Raw genomic sequence first — 15,106 nt, forward strand, 5'->3', positions numbered from 1 at the left:
ACACCTCGCCGGTGAAAGGGTGAACAACGCGTCCCTCGCCTGCCGCACAAGGGAAATCGGGTTAACGTCACAGGGTGCTCGCCGAGCTGTTCCTCGACGCGTCCCGCGCCTGCGACGTCCACAGCCCGCTCACCCGCACCCTGCTGGTGGCGGCGGCGGACGACCTGGCCCGCGGCGGCGTCACCGCGCGGGTGATGGCGGGTGCCGAGTGCGACCGGCACGGCACCGTGCCCGGCCTGCGGTTCGCGGGCGCCCTGCACCGGCTCGTCCTGGAGGGCCGCGCGCCGGCGCTGGCCAGGCACTACCCGACGGCCGGCGGCCGACCCGACCTCGGCGGCGTCTGGGACGACGCGCTGACCGTGCTGCACGAGCACACCGACGAGCTGCGCGCCCTGGTCACGTCCACGGTCGTGCAGACCGACGAGCCGGGCCGCAGCGCGCCCCTGTTCGGCGGCCTGCAGACCGCCACCCACCTGGCCGCGGCCGAGGCGGGCCGCCGCGCCACGTTCCCGATCCGCCTGCTGGAGGTCGGCGCGTCCGGCGGCCTGAACCTGCGCCCGCACCGCCTCGCCTACCGGGTCGACGGCGTGACGTTCGGCGACCCGGGCAGCCCGTTCGCCCTCGACCCGGGCTGGACCGGCCGCCCGCCCGTCGACCTGCGCCACAACCTGCGCCTGGTCCGCCGCGCGGGCTGCGACCCCCACCCGGTCGACGTGTCCACAGAGGACGGGCGGCTGCACCTGTCGTCGTTCGTCTGGGCCGACCAGCGGGCCCGCTTCGACCGCCTCCAGGCCGCCGTCGAGCTGGCCAGGCTCGACCCCGTCCCGGTGCGGCGGGCGACCGGTCCCGAGTGGCTGGCCGAGCAGCTCGCCCGCCCGGAGCGCGACGTGCTGACCGTCGTCTGGCACTCGGTCGTCTGGCAGCACGTGTCGCCGGCCGACCGCGCCATGGGTCGCGCGATCCTGGCCGACGCCGCCTCCCGGGCCACCCCGGTGGCGCCGCTGGCGCTGCTGGTCTACGAACCGCGCCGCACGCACACCGCGGGCACGTACGAGTTCCGGCTGCTGCTCAAGCTGTGGCCGGCCGGGGTCTCGCTGCGCCTGGGCACGGGCGGCGGGCACGGCATCCCGTTCACGTGGGACACCGCGCCCTGGAACTGACCGGTCAGCTCCCGTTCGCGATCAGCAGCGTCACCGTGGCGAGCCAGCCGATGAGGAAGGTGAGCACCCAGAACCGCAGGTTGGTGAACATTCTCGACATGGGGGGACATCCCGTCGCTGGCTGGGGAGGGGGAAGGGCTCAGAGCCACTGGTTGCGACGGAATATTCGGTAGAGCGTGAGGCAGACCACGAGGATCACGGCGATCACCATGGGGTAGCCGTACTTCCAGTGCAGCTCCGGCATGAAGTCGAAGTTCATGCCGTACACGCCGACCACCATGGTCGGCACGGAGATGATCGCCACCCACGCGGCGAGCTTGCGCATGTCCGAGTTCTGCTGGAGCGTGATCTTCGCCAGCACGGCGTTGACCAGCGTGGTCAGCAGCTCGTCGAAGTTGATCACGCGTTCGGACACCTCGGTGAGGTGGTCGTCCACGTCGCGGAAGTACGAGCGCACCTGCTCGGGGATCAGCGGCGTGTAGCCCTCCGCCAACCGCCGCAGCGGCACCGCCAGCGGCATCACCGCCCGGCGCAGCTCCAGCACCTCGCGCTTCATCAGGTAGATCTGGTCGGCGCTGACCCGGCTGCGCGGCTGGAAGACCAGCGCCTCCATCTGGTCGATGTCGTCCTCGATGTGGTCGGTCACGTCGAGGTAGTTGTCGACCACGTGGTCGGCGATCGAGTACAGCACCGCGGCCGGCCCCGTGCGCAGCCGGTCCGGCTCCTCCTCCAGCTCGCGCCGCACCGCCGCCAGCCCCGAGTGGTTGCCGTGCCGGACCGTCACCACGAAGTCGCGGCCCAGGAACACCATGATCTCGCCGCTCTCGACGATCTCGTTGGCGGTGTCCGGCGACGAGTTCTGGATGTACCGGACCGTCTTGAGCACCATGAACAGCATGTTGTCGTAGCGCTCGAGCTTGGGCCGCTGGTGCGCGTGCACGGCGTCCTCGACGGCCAACTCGTGCAGCCCGAACGTGTCCGCGACGCCCTGGATCTGCTCCTCGTCCGGCTCGTGCAGCCCGATCCAGACGAACCCGTCGCCGCGCCTGCGCACCTCCTCGACCGCGTCGACGTGCGACCAGCGGCCGGGCAGGCGCGCGCCGTCCACGTAGACGCCGCAGTCCACGACGTACCGCGCCAGCGGCACGGGGATGGGGACGGAGGGTCGTTCCTGCGCGCGGCCTCTCAAGCCGCCGAGCGAGGGCAAGCTGGGCACGGGTCCTCCAGGTGGGGAGCGTCGACTCGACGAACGACGACGGCACGTCCCGACCGGTACCGCTGGGCCTAGCTGTGGAAAGCCGGCTCCCCGATGAGGACGCGCGAGGTACTCGCAGGATGGGGGTCGTTACTCATCGGTAGTCCTCACCTCCTCGGGTTGGCGGGCCTCGGCGGTGTAGTCGCTCACAGACCAGTTGCCGAGGGTACTCCCCCGGTGCTCACACTGTCGTCCCGGTCGGCGTGGTCCTCGATCACACCGATCCCACACTGGTAGCCGGCCAACGGAGGCGTGCGGTGCAGTTCGGGCGTTACTACGAGGAGTTCGAGGTCGGCGCGGTCTACAAGCACTGGCCCGGGAAGACGGTCACCGAGTACGACGACCACCTGTTCTGCCTGCTCACCATGAACCACCACCCGCTGCACCTGGACGCGCACTACGCGGCGGAGACCACCGACTTCGGCAAGAACGTCGTCGTCGGCAACTACGTCTACTCGCTGCTGCTGGGCATGTCGGTGCCCGACGTGTCGGGCAAGGCCATCGCCAACCTGGAGGTGGAGTCGCTCAAGCACGTGAAGCCCACGTTCCACGGGGACACCATCTACGGTGAGACCGAGGTGCTGGACAAGACGCCCTCGAAGTCCAAGGACGACCGCGGCGTGGTCCACGTCGAGACCCGCGGGTACAAACAGGATGGAACGGTCGTCTGCGTGTTCCGCCGGAAGGTCATGGTGCCCAAGCGCTCCTACGGCGAGGCGCGCGGCGGCGAGCAGCCGGGCAGGCCCGAACCCAAGGAGTGACGTGACCTCGCTGGATCTGGTGCGGCAACGACTGGCCCGGTTCGCCAAGAGCGAGGCGCACGGCGTCTCGCCGCTCTACGAGCACCTGGCCTCGCGCGCCGCCGACGATCCGGAGGTCGCCGGTCTGCTGACCGCCGCCCCGGAGCGGTTCGCGCACGCGACCCTGCTCCTGGCGGCGGCGCACCGGCTGGTGCAGGCCGAGCCGTTCCACGAGCTGTCCCACTACTACCCGTCGCTGGGCGGCACGTACGGCGCGGACGAGAGCACCTGGCGGCTGTTCCGGGGGTTCGTGCTCGACCGGGCCGACAAGGTGCGCGAGCTGGTCGCCACCCGGTCCGTGCAGACCAACGAGGTGCGGCGGGCCACGCTGCTGTACCCGGCGCTGGCGCTGGTCAAGGGGCCGGTCGGGCTGCTGGAGGTCGGCTGCTCGGCCGGCCTGCTGCTCGGCCTCGACCAGTACGGCTACCGCTACCAGACCCAGCAGGCCGGGCAGCTCGTCGCGGGACCGGCCAAGGCGGCGCTCGGGCTGCACTGCGCGCTGGAGCTGGCGCCCGGCGCGGAGCTGCCGAAGATCCCCAAAACGGTGAAGATCGCGGCCAAGGTGGGGCTGGACCGGGCGCCCGCCGACCTGACCGACGAGGACACCTACGCGTGGCTCGAGGCGTGCGTGTGGGCCGACCAGCCGGAGCGGCTGCGGCTGTTCGGCGTGGCCGCGACCGTGCAGCGCAAGGCGCCCCCGGAGTTCGTGGTCGGCGACGCGGTGGCGGACCTCGGCCGGGCCGCCGGCCGGGTGCCCGAGGACCTGCCGCTGGTGGTCCTGACCAGCAACGTCCTGCCGTACCTGGCGGGGGAGGAGTTCGTGGCCGCGTTGCGCGACCTCGGCCGCCCGGTGTGGTGGTTGAGCCACGAGGGGTACGCGGCGGGGCTGGCGCACGTGCTGCCGGAGCGGGACGACCTGCGGCCCGGTCCGGACGAGCCGGCGTTCGGCGTGGTCGGGCTGGTCCGGTTCGAGGGCGGCGAGGTGCGGTCGGCGCGGGCGCTGGCGAAGACGGCGCCGCACGGCCAACGGTTGGTGTGGCTCCCCTGAACGGGGGATGCCGTTCACGAACGGGGGAGTTGGCCCCAGGCTTCGAGGGTCTCGCGCAGCATCTCGGCCAGTGGGAGTGTGGCCAAGATCGCAGCGTCGACCCACCGGGCGTCCACCGCGTCGTCGCCCGGGCGGAGGACGCCGGATCGCACCTGGCAGGCGTAGTCGTGGATCTCGTAGACGCCGCGTGGCGCCGTTCGGGTGACGCTGCCGACCAACGCCCCGACGGTCACGGAGAGTCCCGTCTCTTCGCGCAGTTCCCGCACGATTGCGGTCTCGTCGGATTCGCCGGGTTCGACTCGGCCGCCCGGCAACGACCACAGTCCCTCACCTGGAGCATTGCGCCTCCGGACGAGTAGCAGTCGCCCGGCCGGGTCGTGGGCTATGCCACCGACACAGCGGATCCGGGGCTCACGTTCGGCCGTCACGATCACCTAGCGTAGTCACACCGGGTTGGCGGTGCAGGACGCTGACCCAAGTGCGGTACAAATCTCCCGACGTGTCGCGGAGTGCGGTACAACGGTTTTCACTGGCGCCAAACGGGTGCGGTAGCGAACGGGGTTGATCACCGTGAATCTGAAGAAGATTCTCACTTTCGCCGGGGTCGGCTTGGTCCTGTTCTTCCTCATCGCGGAGCCTCAGCAAGCGGCTCAGCTGGTGCAGAACATCCTGGGCACGCTTCGGGAAGCCGCTGAGGCGCTCATCACCTTCGTGAAACAATTGTTCTGAGTCGCCCGGCTCCTCCCCAAGGCGAGAGGTCGCAGGCATGTTCGCACCACGGGACCCCGACGAGTACCTGCTCCCCACGGAGCGTCGGGTCATCCGGGTACGCAGGCACTGGAGCAGTCTGCTCTGGGATCTCCTGGAGGCCGGCGCGCTGCTCGCCGGCGCGATGATGATCTCCTACCTGCTGCCCGACAACGCGGGCATCATCCAGAACATCCTCTGGTACGCCTCGCTGTTCGTGCTGCTCAGGCTGGCCTACTTCGTCATGGAGTGGTGGGTGGAGCGGATCGTCGTCACCGACAAGAGGTTCATGATCTCCTCGGGGGTCTTCGAGACCAAGGTCGCCATGATGCCGATCAGCAAGGTCACCGACCTCACCTACGAGCGCACGGTGCTCGGGCGCATGTTCGGCTTCGGCACCCTGGTCGTGGAGTCGGCGGGTCAGATCCAGGCCCTCAACCGGATCGAGTACCTGCCCAACCCCGAGGAGGTCTACGACGCCATCTCGGAGTTGACCTTCGGCGACAAGAAGGCACAGGCGGAGCGCTTCTCGATGATCAAGGCGCAACGGGCGGCGCGCGGCAAGAAGATGGTGCCGTAGTTCAGACTGGGTGGGTGCGCATCGACCTGCACACCCACTCGACCGAGTCCGACGGCACCGACACGCCCGCGGAGTTGGTGGCGGCCGCGGCCGCCACCGGCTTGACCGCGGTCGCGCTCACCGACCACGACACCGCTGCGGGCTGGGCGGAGGCGGCCAACGCGCTGCCACCCGGCTTGAAGCTGGTGCGCGGCGCCGAGCTGTCCTGTGCCTCCGACGACGGCCGGGGCCGGGTCATCACCGTCCACCTGCTCGCCTACCTGTACGACCACACCTCGCCCGCGTTGGTCGAGGAGCAGCTGCGGCTGCGCCTGGAACGACGGCAACGACTGCGCCGGATGGCGGAGCGGATGGTCGTCGACGGGTTCCCCATCGACCCCGACGAGCTGATGGCGGCCATGCCCGCCGACGCGCCCGCCGGACGTCCCCACCTCGCCATGGCGTTGATCCGGGCTGGTGTCGTGGCCACCGTCGACGAGGCGTTCGCCCGGTACCTCACCGGCGGCCGGTACTACGTGCCGCGCACCGACACGCCCGTGGCGCGGGCGATCGAGATGATCACCGAGGCGGGCGGCGTGACCGTCCTGGCCCACCCCTTCGCCACCTCGCGCGGCCCGATCGTGACCGACCAGGTGGTGGCCGACCTGGCGGGCCTCGGCCTGGCCGGCGTCGAGGTCGACCACCCCGACCACGACCCCGGGACGCGGGCGCGGCTGCGGGGCCTCGCGGGGGAGCTGGGCCTGCTGACCACCGGCTCCAGCGACTACCACGGCACGAACAAGACGGTGCGCCTCGGCGCCGAGACCACGTCACCGGACGTGCTGGACGCCCTCGCCGATCGGGCGACCGGGTGCAAGGTGCTGGTCGGTTGAGGTAGCTCCGCGAGAACTGTCGGACCTCCTCGGTAGCGTGGGGCTGTGCAGGAACAGCTGGGGTTCGACTTCGGCGCGATGCCGAAGAAGCTCGTGCGGGTGACGCCGGCGAAGCTCTCCACGTGGGCCGACTGCCCGCGTCGCTTCCGCATGGCCTACCTCGACCGGCCCTCGCCGCCGCGCGGCGGGGCGTGGGCGCACAACACCCTGGGCGCGGTCGTGCACAACGCGTTGAAGGCGTTGTTCGACCTGCCCGCCCAGCGCCGCACCCCCGAGCAGGCGGTGGCGCTGCTGCACCGGCAGTGGAAGAACGACGGGTTCCGGGACGCCGAGCAGGCGGCCGTGTACCGGGACCGGGCGGTCGGGTGGGTGCGCGACTACGTCACCGAGCTGGACACGTCGATCGAGCCGGTCGGCATCGAGCGCTGGGTGTCCACGCCCACGTCGAAGATCGTCGCCGAGGGCCGGGTCGACCGGATCGACCTGCGCGACGGCGAGCTGGTGATCGTCGACTACAAGACCGGGCGGCACGCGCTGACCGTGGACGACGCGCGAGGCTCGCAGGCGCTGGCCCTGTACGCGCTGGCGGCCCGGCGGACGCTGCGCAAGCCGTGCCACCGGGTGGAGCTGCACCACCTGCCCACGGGCGCCGTGGCGGTGTGGGAGCACACCGAGGAGAGCCTGGGGCGGCACGTGTCGCGGGCCGAGGAGGCGGCGGACGAGCTGCGGCTGGCCACCGACACGCTGGCGGCCGGCGGCAACCCCGAGATCCTGTTCCCGCCGCGCACCGGCAACCAGTGCACGTGGTGCGACTTCCGCCGGTCGTGCCCCGAAGGCCAACGGGCCGCGCCGACGATCGACCCGTGGTCGTTGCTCGCGCCGTAGAGTTGACCGCGTGACGATGGTGGACAGCGGACCCGAAGCACGCCTGGCCAGGCTGTGGCGCGGTGTCAGCGGCGCGCTCGCCGTCGGCTTGGCGCTGCTGGCGCTGGCCCTGATCGGCGTGCAGGTCTACGCGGGAACCCACGACCTGCCCGGACCGGGGCTCGACGTGGTGGCCGGGCACGTCGTGGCGGCCGTGGCGGCGGTGGTGGCGCAGGTCGTGGCCGACCGCCGGCGCGGCTTGGCGGTGGCGTTGTGCGGCCTGCTGGTCGTGCTGCTGGCGGCGTCGACCCTGTGGTTCTTCTGGTGGGCTTAGGCGGCCCCCTGTCGGGTCTCAGGACAGCCAGGCGCGCCAGGTCGGCAGGAGCGTGGCCAGCAGGGCGTCCGGGGCCTCGGTGTTCGGGTTGTGCATGACGCCGGACAGCACGGCGAAGTCGGCGTCGAGGCGTTCGGCCATGTCCCGCTGACCGGCGGCCGACCAGGCGTCGTCCAGGTCGCCGCACACCACCAGGCACGGGATGCCACTCGACCGGGCGACACGGGCCAGCTTGGCGACCAGGTCCGGTTCGGCGCGCAGCGCCTCACCCATGCCGAGCAGCCCGACGGGTGACGAGCGGACGAACCGCTCGCGGTAGAAGTCCTTCAGCTCCTGCGGGACCATCCGCCAACCCGGGTTGAGCGCCAAGCGGGTCTCGTTGACCTGCTGCGACGCCTCGATGCCCTGCTCGCGGAGCACGATCTCGCCGTAGTCCAGCGCGGTGCGCCGCGCGCCCGGCGGCAGCTCGGACGGGCCGGACGCCATCAGCGTCAACCCGGCCACCGGCGCGCCCGCCAGCACCGCGCCACGGGCCACCAGCCCACCGAACGAGTGACCCAGCAGCAGCACCCGCCTGCCCTCGGCGGCCAGCTTCGCGGCCAGTTCGGCCACCGCCCCGCCCAGCGCCTCGGGCCGGTAGTCGGACTCGGCCGGCGGGCCGGGCGACTCGTACTGGCCGGGCAGGTCGATCGCCACGACCTCGATGCCGGCGTCGGCGATCGGGTCGAGCAGCGGCGCGAAGTCCTCCTTGGACCCCGTGTAGCCGGGCAGGAGCAGCGCGGTGGCGCCGAGGTCGGGTCCGGCGGCGGGCGCGTGGAGGGCCGCGATCGGTCCGTGCCTGCCGGGCAGGTCCACGCGTTGCGCCCGGTGCGGGCTGAACTGCGAGTGCACGTCTGGCAGTCTGCCGCACCGGGCGCGTGGGCGCGTGACGCGTTACCGCAGTGGACTTCGTTCCGGGCTTGGTGCTGGGCCGGGTGCCGGGGCGTTACCGGAGGGCGACGAGCGTGCCGCCGCGCTGCTCCAGCACGACCGGGCCCTCGGTGGCCATCTCGACCGGGCCGGTGTGGTCGCCGCGGTCGACCGGGATCGAGGCGACCTCCTCGCCGGTGATCTGGTCGAGCACCTCGAGCCCGGCGTCGACCGGCAGCACCAGCCGGCCGGCGAGCGTGGTGCCCGCGCCGAGGGTGTCGTTCGCGGTCCACAGCGGGGTCAGCTCGGTCAGCGACAGGGCGATCGTCCTCGACCCGGTGAACCAGTAGACGTTCGCGGTGCTGGTGAACGTCGACGCCACCCGTCCGGGCGGGTCGCCCGCGAGTTCCTCGGCGGTGACGTCGACCGGGTAGCTGCCGATCGACGCGCCGGTCTCGGAGTCGAACACCACGAGCCGGCCCGGCACGGCCAGCGCGACCCGGTTCGCCGTCACCGCGATCACCCGCGAGCCGTTCTCGCCGGTCACGGTGGAGGTGATGACCTGCGGCTCGTCGGACTTCTCGGGGTTGGGCTTGAGGATGGTGAGGCGGTCGGACGGGTCGAGGGCGGGGCAGCGCTCGACCAGCGCGACCTTGCCGCCGGTGACCGCGAACGAGTGGTACGTGCAGCCGGTGCGGGGCTGCTTGTTCGGGTTCACGATCGCGCGCAGGGCGCCGTACTCCATCGAGCGGACCAGGTCGTCGCGGCGGTAGACCTCGACGTACGTCCCGCCCGTGGTGAGCACGTGCGAACCCTCGTTCAGCAGGCGGGTGCCGAACTCCGCGTCGCCGTTGCGCTGCGGCCCGCGCTTGCCGGAGGCGGTTTCGAGGGTGGTGATCTCGGAGCAGTTGGTGTCCTTGCGGTGCGCCGCGAACACCCGGCCCCAGGCCGTGGTGACCGTGCACAGGGGGAGGTCCCGGGCGTAGCGCCAGCGGACGTCGCCGGTGAACGCGTCGCGACCGACCACCTCACCGCCGTCGCCGGTGACGACGACCGAGTCGAGGTTCACCGGAACGGGTGTCGCGCCGCTGGGCGCGCGCCAGATCTCCGACAGCGTCGGCGGCATCGCGGTGACCGGCTGCAACGGCGTGATCTCGGACGGACCGGTCTGGCTGACGGTGTTGCGGGCGTCGCTGGTCAGCCACAGCACGAGGCTCGCCACCAGCACCGCGACCACGACCAGGGTCAGGCCGATGAAGTCGCCCCTGGTGCGCCACGACCTGGCCGGCACCGGCTCGTGCGGCTCGGTGTCGGTGTCGTGCGGCTCGGCGTCACGCGGCTCGCGCCCGTCGTCCTGCGGCTCGACCTGGGATTCCACGGGCTGCGCCAGGACGTCTTCCCCGTCCAGCACGACCTGCCCGTTCGACTCCGCCTGCTCCGGCTGGCCCACTGCCCGGCTCCCGATGGTCGGTGATCTATCGCGTTCGGTCTGGCGACATGCTGCCACCACCGGGAAGAGGTCGGTGTGAGGCGGCGACACCTACCGCTCCCCGCAGCCTCCCACCACCGCGCCCCCGCCCCGTTCCGGCGCGATCCGGGCACGCCCCCACACCTTCCACGACTCCCGCTTCCAGCGACTCCGCGCAGGTCCGGCAGGGGTCGTCGCCAGCGGTCTCCGGCGGTCTCCGCGCGGGGCCGCAGAAGCGGGGCCGGCAGAAGCCGTCGCCAGCGGGCTCCGACCGATCCGCCACAGGTCCGGTCCAGTGGCTGTGCCGGCGCTGGCTGTGCTGCTCGCGGTCTGACCGCGGTCTGACCGCGCCTGTCCGGGCCGGGGCCCGGCCGTCGCGGTCCCGAGCCGAGGCCGGGTCACCGCTGGCCTGCCGTCGCGGTCCCGAGCCGGGGCTCGATCACCGCTGGCCTGTCACCGCTGTCCTGGGCCGCAGGGTCCAGCCACCGCTGCCCGGTCACCGCCGGCCTGGGCCGGGTCCGGTCGCCGTGTCCGGTGTTCGGGCCGAGCGGCGGGCCGTGGCCGGTGGGGCGTTGCGCCTGCCGTTCGCGGCCGGTGACCAGCGGCCGGTGGGCTGGGACCTGGGGGACTGGCGGACCGGGGTCCGTGTCCTGGCTGGTGCGGTGGGCGGTGGGCCGGTGGGTCTGTCCGTCTCCTGGGGGTCCGGTCGCCGTGGTGGTGGCGGGTGGTTGGCCAGGGGGCGGGTTGGGTCGGGGCTCCTCGTTTTCAACCGAGGTGCGGTAACAGTGTTTCCGTACATTTTCGGGCCATGATCACCCGATCGTGTTGGGGATCGGGCCGGGCAGCGCTGGGATCCGCGCTGCCCACCACGATTGTTCCCTATTCGGCCGGTGCGGACTCGGTGGAGTCGCCGCCCGTGCGGCGGCGCCTGCGGCGGCGCGGGCGTTCGGCGTCACCGGCGGGGGTGGCCGACGAGTCCGGAGCACCCGCGGTGACCTCGGCGGATGCCTCGGTAGCCCCGCCGCCCTCACCTGCCGCCGACACGCCGGCACGGCTGCGGCGGCGCTTGCGCGGCCTGGTGCCGCCCTCCTCGCCCGAGCCGGAGCCGGTGGTGCTGCCGCCACCGCCGTTGCCGCTGCCGGACTCGGTGGCCGGAGCCGCGTCGCCCGCCCGCCCGGTGCGGCGGCGCTTGCGGGTCTTCTTCTCGCCCTTCAGGTTCTCCTCCGGCTCGGCGTCCAGGCCCGCGCGCGTGCGCAGCCCCATCGGCAGCCGACCGGTCGAGCCCGCCGGGATGTCCAGGTCCGCGAACAGGTGGTCCGACGTCGAGTACGTCTCCACCGGCTCGGGCTTGCCCAGGTTCAGCGCGTCGCTGATCGTCTTCCACCGGGGCATCTCGTCCCAGTCGACCAACGTGACCGCGACACCCGTGCGCCCCGCCCGACCCGTGCGGCCGATGCGGTGGACGTAGGTCTTCTCGTCCTCGGGGCACTGGTAGTTGATCACGTGCGTGACGCCCTCGACGTCGATGCCGCGGGCCGCCACGTCGGTGGCCACCAGCACGTCGATCTTGCCCGCGCGGAACGCCCGCAGCGCCTGCTCGCGCGCGCCCTGCCCCAGGTCACCGTGCACGGCCGCGGCGGCGAAACCGCGCTCGACCAGGTCGTCGGCCACCTTCTGGGCGGTGCGCTTGGTCCGGGTGAACACCATCGACAGGCCGCGCTCGCGAGCCTGCAACGCCCGCGCCAGCAGCTCCGACTTGTCCAGCGCGTGCGCCCGGTAGACGAACTGCTCGGTGCGCTCGTGGATGGCGCCCGCGTCGTTCTCCTCGGCCCGCACGTGCGTGGGCTGGTTGAGGAACGTGCGCGCCAGCGTGATGATCGGGCCCGGCATGGTCGCCGAGAACAGCATGGTCTGCCGCTCGTCGGGCACCATGCGCAGGATCCGCTCGATGTCGGGCAGGAAGCCCAGGTCGAGCATCTCGTCGGCCTCGTCCAGCACCAGCCCGCGCACCTTGCCGAGCACCAGGTGGCGCTGCTCGGCCAGGTCGAGGAGCCGGCCCGGGGTGCCGACGACCACGTCGACGCCCTTGCGCAGGGCCGCGATCTGCGGCTCGTACGGCCGCCCGCCGTAGATGGCCAGCACGCGCACGTTGAGGTGCTTCGCCGCGTCCGTCAGGTCGTGGGTGACCTGGAGGCACAGCTCGCGCGTCGGCACGACGACCAGCGCCTGCGGCGTGCCGTCACCGGGCGTGACGATGCGCTGGAGCAGCGGGATGCCGAAGCCCAGCGTCTTGCCCGTGCCGGTGCGGGCCTGGCCGATGACGTCGTCGCCGGCCAGCGCCAGCGGGAGCGTCAGCTCCTGGATGGCGAACGTGCGGTGGATGCCCGCCTCGGCCAGGGAGCGCACGATCTCCTCGCGCACCCCCAGCTCGCCGAAGGTAGGCGAATCGGGTGCGACCGGGGCGTCGGCCACGAGCGGGTGCGAGGTGTCGTCTTCGGGGACACCCGCCTCGCTGTGCTCCAAGGCCACCGGGTCGATATGGGTCTCTTCGTTCGTCGCGGTCAGGGTGATCGCCTCTCTCGTACCAGCGCGCCACGGCCTGTACGGGCCGCTCGACCGCGTCACCGCCACTCGGGCCACCGCTAGGGGGCCGGGCGGGTCGCGGGAGGGCCAGCGAGGTGTGTGCGCGCACCCTCTCCTGGCGGCACGGTGCCGCCGCAGTTCAGCCTTCGGCACCGCTGCGAGCCCCCACTGGGCCGCGCCGCGCCGGGCGTCGTCTGTCGAGTCTACCCGCCGACTAGGCCGATCGGGCTGGATCGCGGCGTCGAGTGCGGTTTCGCGTGCCTGAGGTGTTGCCGATGACACGCGACTAGGCTCCGTGGCATGAGCGACCGGGGAGTGGGTGCAGCGGTGGGCCGGGTTGCGGTGGGTGACGGGGACCAGGTGGCGGAGGGCGTCGTGGACCTCCTCGGCGCCCTCGCGTACGGCGAGCTGTCGGCGTTCGACCGGCTCGCCGAGGACGCCAGGACCGCGCCCACGCTGGCCGGGCGCGCCGCGCTGTCGCAGATGGCGGCGGCCGAGATCGGCCACTACGCGCTGCTGGACCGGTACCTGGCCGAGCGCGGCCACTCGCTGGAGGAGGCCATGCGGCCGTTCGCCGCGGGCTTCGACGGCTTCCACGCCTCCACGGCGCCGCGCTCGTGGCTGGAGTCGCTGGTCAAGGCCTACGTCGGGGACGCCCTGGCGGCCGACTTCTACCGCGAGGTCGCGGAGTGGCTGGACGAGCCGACCAAGGAGCTGGTGCTCGCGGTGCTGGCCGACACGGGCCACTCGGCGTTCGCCGAGCGCGAAGTCCGGTCGGCCTGCGACGACGACCCGACGCTGCGAGACCGGCTCACGTTGTGGGGTCGCCGGCTGCTCGGCGAGGCATTGACGCAGGCCCAGTACGTGGTGGCGGAGCGGGACGGGCTCGCGGAGCTGATCGTGCGCGGCTCGGGCGACCTCGCGGGCATCGCGGCGCTGTTCCGGCGCCTCCAGCAGAGCCACACGCGGCGCATGGCGGCCCTCGGGCTCGGCTAGGGTTGGTGTTCGAAAGCCATCAACGCCGCACGGAGGTCAGCGTGGAGGTCAGGGTCGGGATCGCGGACAGCCCGCGGGAGCTCGTGGTGTCCAGCGGGCTCACCCCCGAAGAGGTCGAGGCGCAGGTCCAGGACGCGCTGAAGACGGGCACCGGGCAGCTCGTGCTGATCGATCAGAAGGGCGCCCGCTACCTGGTGCCGGCGGCGCGCATCGCGTACGTGGAGATCGGGCCGAGCGACTCGCGCCGGGTCGGGTTCATCTCCGGCGACTGAGCGCGAGCGCGCGGCGCGCAGCCGGGCGATCTCCGGGCCCGGGCGACCGGGCACGAGAAAGGGGCACCCGATCGGGTGCCCCTTTCCGCGTTCTCGCCGCCGGCCGGTCAGCCCACCGCGAACGGCGGCGTCGAGGTGCCCGCCACGCGGTAGCGCAGCCAGGGGTCGGGGTCGGTCAGCGACCCGGTCGCCGAACCGTCGGGCGTGCGCAGCAGCGCGGTCCGCGCACCACCCTCCACCAGCTCGGTGACCTGCTCGTTCGCGCCGACCCGGCCGTACCAGTGGTAGCGGCCGTCGATGGGCTGGAAGTAGCCGCGCAGCTGGACGCTGACCGGCACCTCCCGCTCGTCGAACACCAGCACGGCCGCGCCGGTGTAGCCCTCCTCGTCGTGCTCGTGCTCTTCCGACATCACGCCTCCTCGACGTCGACGACCCGCAGCCGGGGTCCTTCGGGCCGGTCGCCGTCGGCGAACCCGGTGCTCAGCGGCTCGTCCGGGTCGAGTGCCACGCCCGCGGAGCGGAGCAGGCCGTCGATGGCGTGCCAGATGATCGTGGTCAGGTAGTCGCTCAGGCTCGCCCGCGTCATGGACTGCCGGTCGAGCCACCAGTCGCCGGCGTTCTGCACCATGCCGACCAGCGCGTGCGCCCACGGCTCGGCGCCGCCGGAGTCCATGTCGAACGCCCGCAGGTAGTCGCCGAGCAGCCGCGCCAGGGCCGCCGCGATCAGCTGCTTGTCCTCGGTGACCACGTCCTGCTCGACCGGCCGGTCGGTGAACGACTTGCGCACCACGAACCGGTACAGGTTGGGGTGCTCCTCGATCACGGACAGGTAAGCGTCGACGATGCCCTGGATGCGGGGCCGGATCGGACCGTCGAGGTCGATCGCGGGGCCCATCTTGTCCATCAGCATCTCGGTGCCGCGCTGGCCGACGGCGAGGTACAGGTCGGACTTGTCGGCGAAGTGCCGGTAGAGCACCGGCTTGCTGACGCCCGCCTCGGCGGCGATCTCGTCCATGCCCACGTCCGGGCCGTGCTTGGCGACGGCGCGGATGGTGGCCTCCACGAACTCGGCGCGCCGCGCCTCGCGGTGACCCTTCCACCGTTCCCGGCGGGCGTCGGTTCCGCCCTTGACAGTTCGAGCCATGTGACGCACGCTACCAGAAGTAACCGTTACCTCAAGTCACAGATACCTCAAGTCGCAGATACTCTCCCCGGGAG

Annotated in this window: 17 protein-coding genes; 10 read left to right on the top strand and 7 right to left on the bottom strand. The window is 72.2% G+C overall.

Annotation, left to right across the window (positions count from 1 at the left end; translation table 11 throughout):
- The first annotated feature begins 74 nt into the window (after positions 1 to 74).
- The gene (locus ACQPYE_RS04580) at positions 75 to 1,160 is read left to right on the top strand and encodes a DUF2332 domain-containing protein (RefSeq protein ID WP_498719350.1); all 1,086 of its coding nucleotides are present in this window, start codon (positions 75 to 77) and stop codon (positions 1,158 to 1,160) included.
- Positions 1,161 to 1,299: 139 nt separating this feature from the next.
- On the opposite strand, the gene corA is transcribed toward ACQPYE_RS04580, so the two are convergent.
- The gene (gene corA / locus ACQPYE_RS04585; protein ID WP_498719352.1) at positions 1,300 to 2,376 is read right to left on the bottom strand and encodes a magnesium/cobalt transporter CorA; all 1,077 of its coding nucleotides are present in this window, start codon (positions 2,374 to 2,376) and stop codon (positions 1,300 to 1,302) included.
- 296 nt (positions 2,377 to 2,672) lie between these two features.
- On the opposite strand from corA, the gene ACQPYE_RS04590 reads away from it, so the two are divergent.
- Entirely contained in the window at positions 2,673 to 3,176 is a 504-nt protein-coding gene (locus tag ACQPYE_RS04590) for a MaoC family dehydratase (RefSeq protein WP_498719354.1), read from the top strand.
- A gap of 1 nt (position 3,177) precedes the next feature.
- Positions 3,178 to 4,263 (top strand): DUF2332 domain-containing protein, encoded by a 1,086-nt coding sequence (locus ACQPYE_RS04595; RefSeq protein WP_498719356.1) that lies wholly within the window; start codon positions 3,178 to 3,180, stop codon positions 4,261 to 4,263.
- A 14-nt stretch (positions 4,264 to 4,277) separates the two neighbouring features.
- Here the strand turns inward: ACQPYE_RS04595 and ACQPYE_RS04600 are convergent, their stop codons facing one another.
- Complete coding sequence (locus ACQPYE_RS04600) at positions 4,278 to 4,691, bottom strand: NUDIX hydrolase (protein WP_498722836.1); 414 nt, start codon at positions 4,689 to 4,691, stop codon at positions 4,278 to 4,280.
- A 142-nt stretch (positions 4,692 to 4,833) separates the two neighbouring features.
- On the opposite strand from ACQPYE_RS04600, the gene ACQPYE_RS04605 reads away from it, so the two are divergent.
- The 5 genes from ACQPYE_RS04605 to ACQPYE_RS04625 are packed head-to-tail and all read left to right on the top strand — an operon-like array spanning position 4,834 to position 7,660.
- Positions 4,834 to 4,992, top strand: coding sequence for a hypothetical protein (locus tag ACQPYE_RS04605; RefSeq protein ID WP_170185132.1), 159 nt, complete (start codon positions 4,834 to 4,836; stop codon positions 4,990 to 4,992).
- A 37-nt stretch (positions 4,993 to 5,029) separates the two neighbouring features.
- The gene (locus ACQPYE_RS04610; RefSeq protein WP_498719358.1) at positions 5,030 to 5,590 is read left to right on the top strand and encodes a PH domain-containing protein; all 561 of its coding nucleotides are present in this window, start codon (positions 5,030 to 5,032) and stop codon (positions 5,588 to 5,590) included.
- A 14-nt stretch (positions 5,591 to 5,604) separates the two neighbouring features.
- Positions 5,605 to 6,462, top strand: coding sequence for a PHP domain-containing protein (locus ACQPYE_RS04615; RefSeq protein ID WP_498719360.1), 858 nt, complete (start codon positions 5,605 to 5,607; stop codon positions 6,460 to 6,462).
- A 45-nt stretch (positions 6,463 to 6,507) separates the two neighbouring features.
- Positions 6,508 to 7,347, top strand: coding sequence for a RecB family exonuclease (locus ACQPYE_RS04620; RefSeq protein ID WP_498719362.1), 840 nt, complete (start codon positions 6,508 to 6,510; stop codon positions 7,345 to 7,347).
- Between the two features lie 10 nt (positions 7,348 to 7,357).
- Entirely contained in the window at positions 7,358 to 7,660 is a 303-nt protein-coding gene (locus tag ACQPYE_RS04625) for a hypothetical protein (RefSeq protein ID WP_498719364.1), read from the top strand.
- An 18-nt stretch (positions 7,661 to 7,678) separates the two neighbouring features.
- On the opposite strand, the gene ACQPYE_RS04630 is transcribed toward ACQPYE_RS04625, so the two are convergent.
- From ACQPYE_RS04630 to ACQPYE_RS04640, 3 genes are all read right to left on the bottom strand, one after another.
- Entirely contained in the window at positions 7,679 to 8,551 is an 873-nt protein-coding gene (locus ACQPYE_RS04630; protein WP_498719366.1) for an alpha/beta fold hydrolase, read from the bottom strand.
- A gap of 94 nt (positions 8,552 to 8,645) precedes the next feature.
- Positions 8,646 to 10,019: an Rv3212 family protein gene (locus ACQPYE_RS04635; protein WP_498719368.1), complete on the bottom strand. Its 1,374-nt coding sequence runs from the start codon at positions 10,017 to 10,019 to the stop codon at positions 8,646 to 8,648.
- Positions 10,020 to 10,916: 897 nt separating this feature from the next.
- Positions 10,917 to 12,566: a DEAD/DEAH box helicase gene (locus tag ACQPYE_RS04640; RefSeq protein ID WP_498719371.1), complete on the bottom strand. Its 1,650-nt coding sequence runs from the start codon at positions 12,564 to 12,566 to the stop codon at positions 10,917 to 10,919.
- 354 nt (positions 12,567 to 12,920) lie between these two features.
- Between ACQPYE_RS04640 and ACQPYE_RS04645 the strand changes: the two genes are divergently transcribed.
- Together ACQPYE_RS04645 and ACQPYE_RS04650 are read left to right on the top strand one after the other, a co-directional pair.
- The gene (locus tag ACQPYE_RS04645; protein ID WP_498719373.1) at positions 12,921 to 13,616 is read left to right on the top strand and encodes a ferritin-like fold-containing protein; all 696 of its coding nucleotides are present in this window, start codon (positions 12,921 to 12,923) and stop codon (positions 13,614 to 13,616) included.
- 41 nt (positions 13,617 to 13,657) lie between these two features.
- Positions 13,658 to 13,888, top strand: coding sequence for a DUF3107 domain-containing protein (locus ACQPYE_RS04650; protein ID WP_123744014.1), 231 nt, complete (start codon positions 13,658 to 13,660; stop codon positions 13,886 to 13,888).
- A 107-nt stretch (positions 13,889 to 13,995) separates the two neighbouring features.
- On the opposite strand, the gene ACQPYE_RS04655 is transcribed toward ACQPYE_RS04650, so the two are convergent.
- Together ACQPYE_RS04655 and ACQPYE_RS04660 are read right to left on the bottom strand one after the other, a co-directional pair.
- Positions 13,996 to 14,298, bottom strand: a complete 303-nt coding sequence (locus ACQPYE_RS04655; RefSeq protein ID WP_498719375.1) for a DUF4873 domain-containing protein — start codon at positions 14,296 to 14,298, stop codon at positions 13,996 to 13,998.
- Positions 14,298 to 15,032, bottom strand: a complete 735-nt coding sequence (locus ACQPYE_RS04660) for a TetR/AcrR family transcriptional regulator (protein ID WP_498719377.1) — start codon at positions 15,030 to 15,032, stop codon at positions 14,298 to 14,300. The genes ACQPYE_RS04655 and ACQPYE_RS04660 overlap by 1 nt, the downstream gene beginning before the upstream one ends.
- Positions 15,033 to 15,106 lie beyond the last annotated feature (74 nt).

It is taken from the genome of Actinosynnema sp. CA-299493, assembly GCF_050946825.1.
Taxonomy (GTDB): Bacteria; Actinomycetota; Actinomycetes; order Mycobacteriales; family Pseudonocardiaceae; genus Actinosynnema.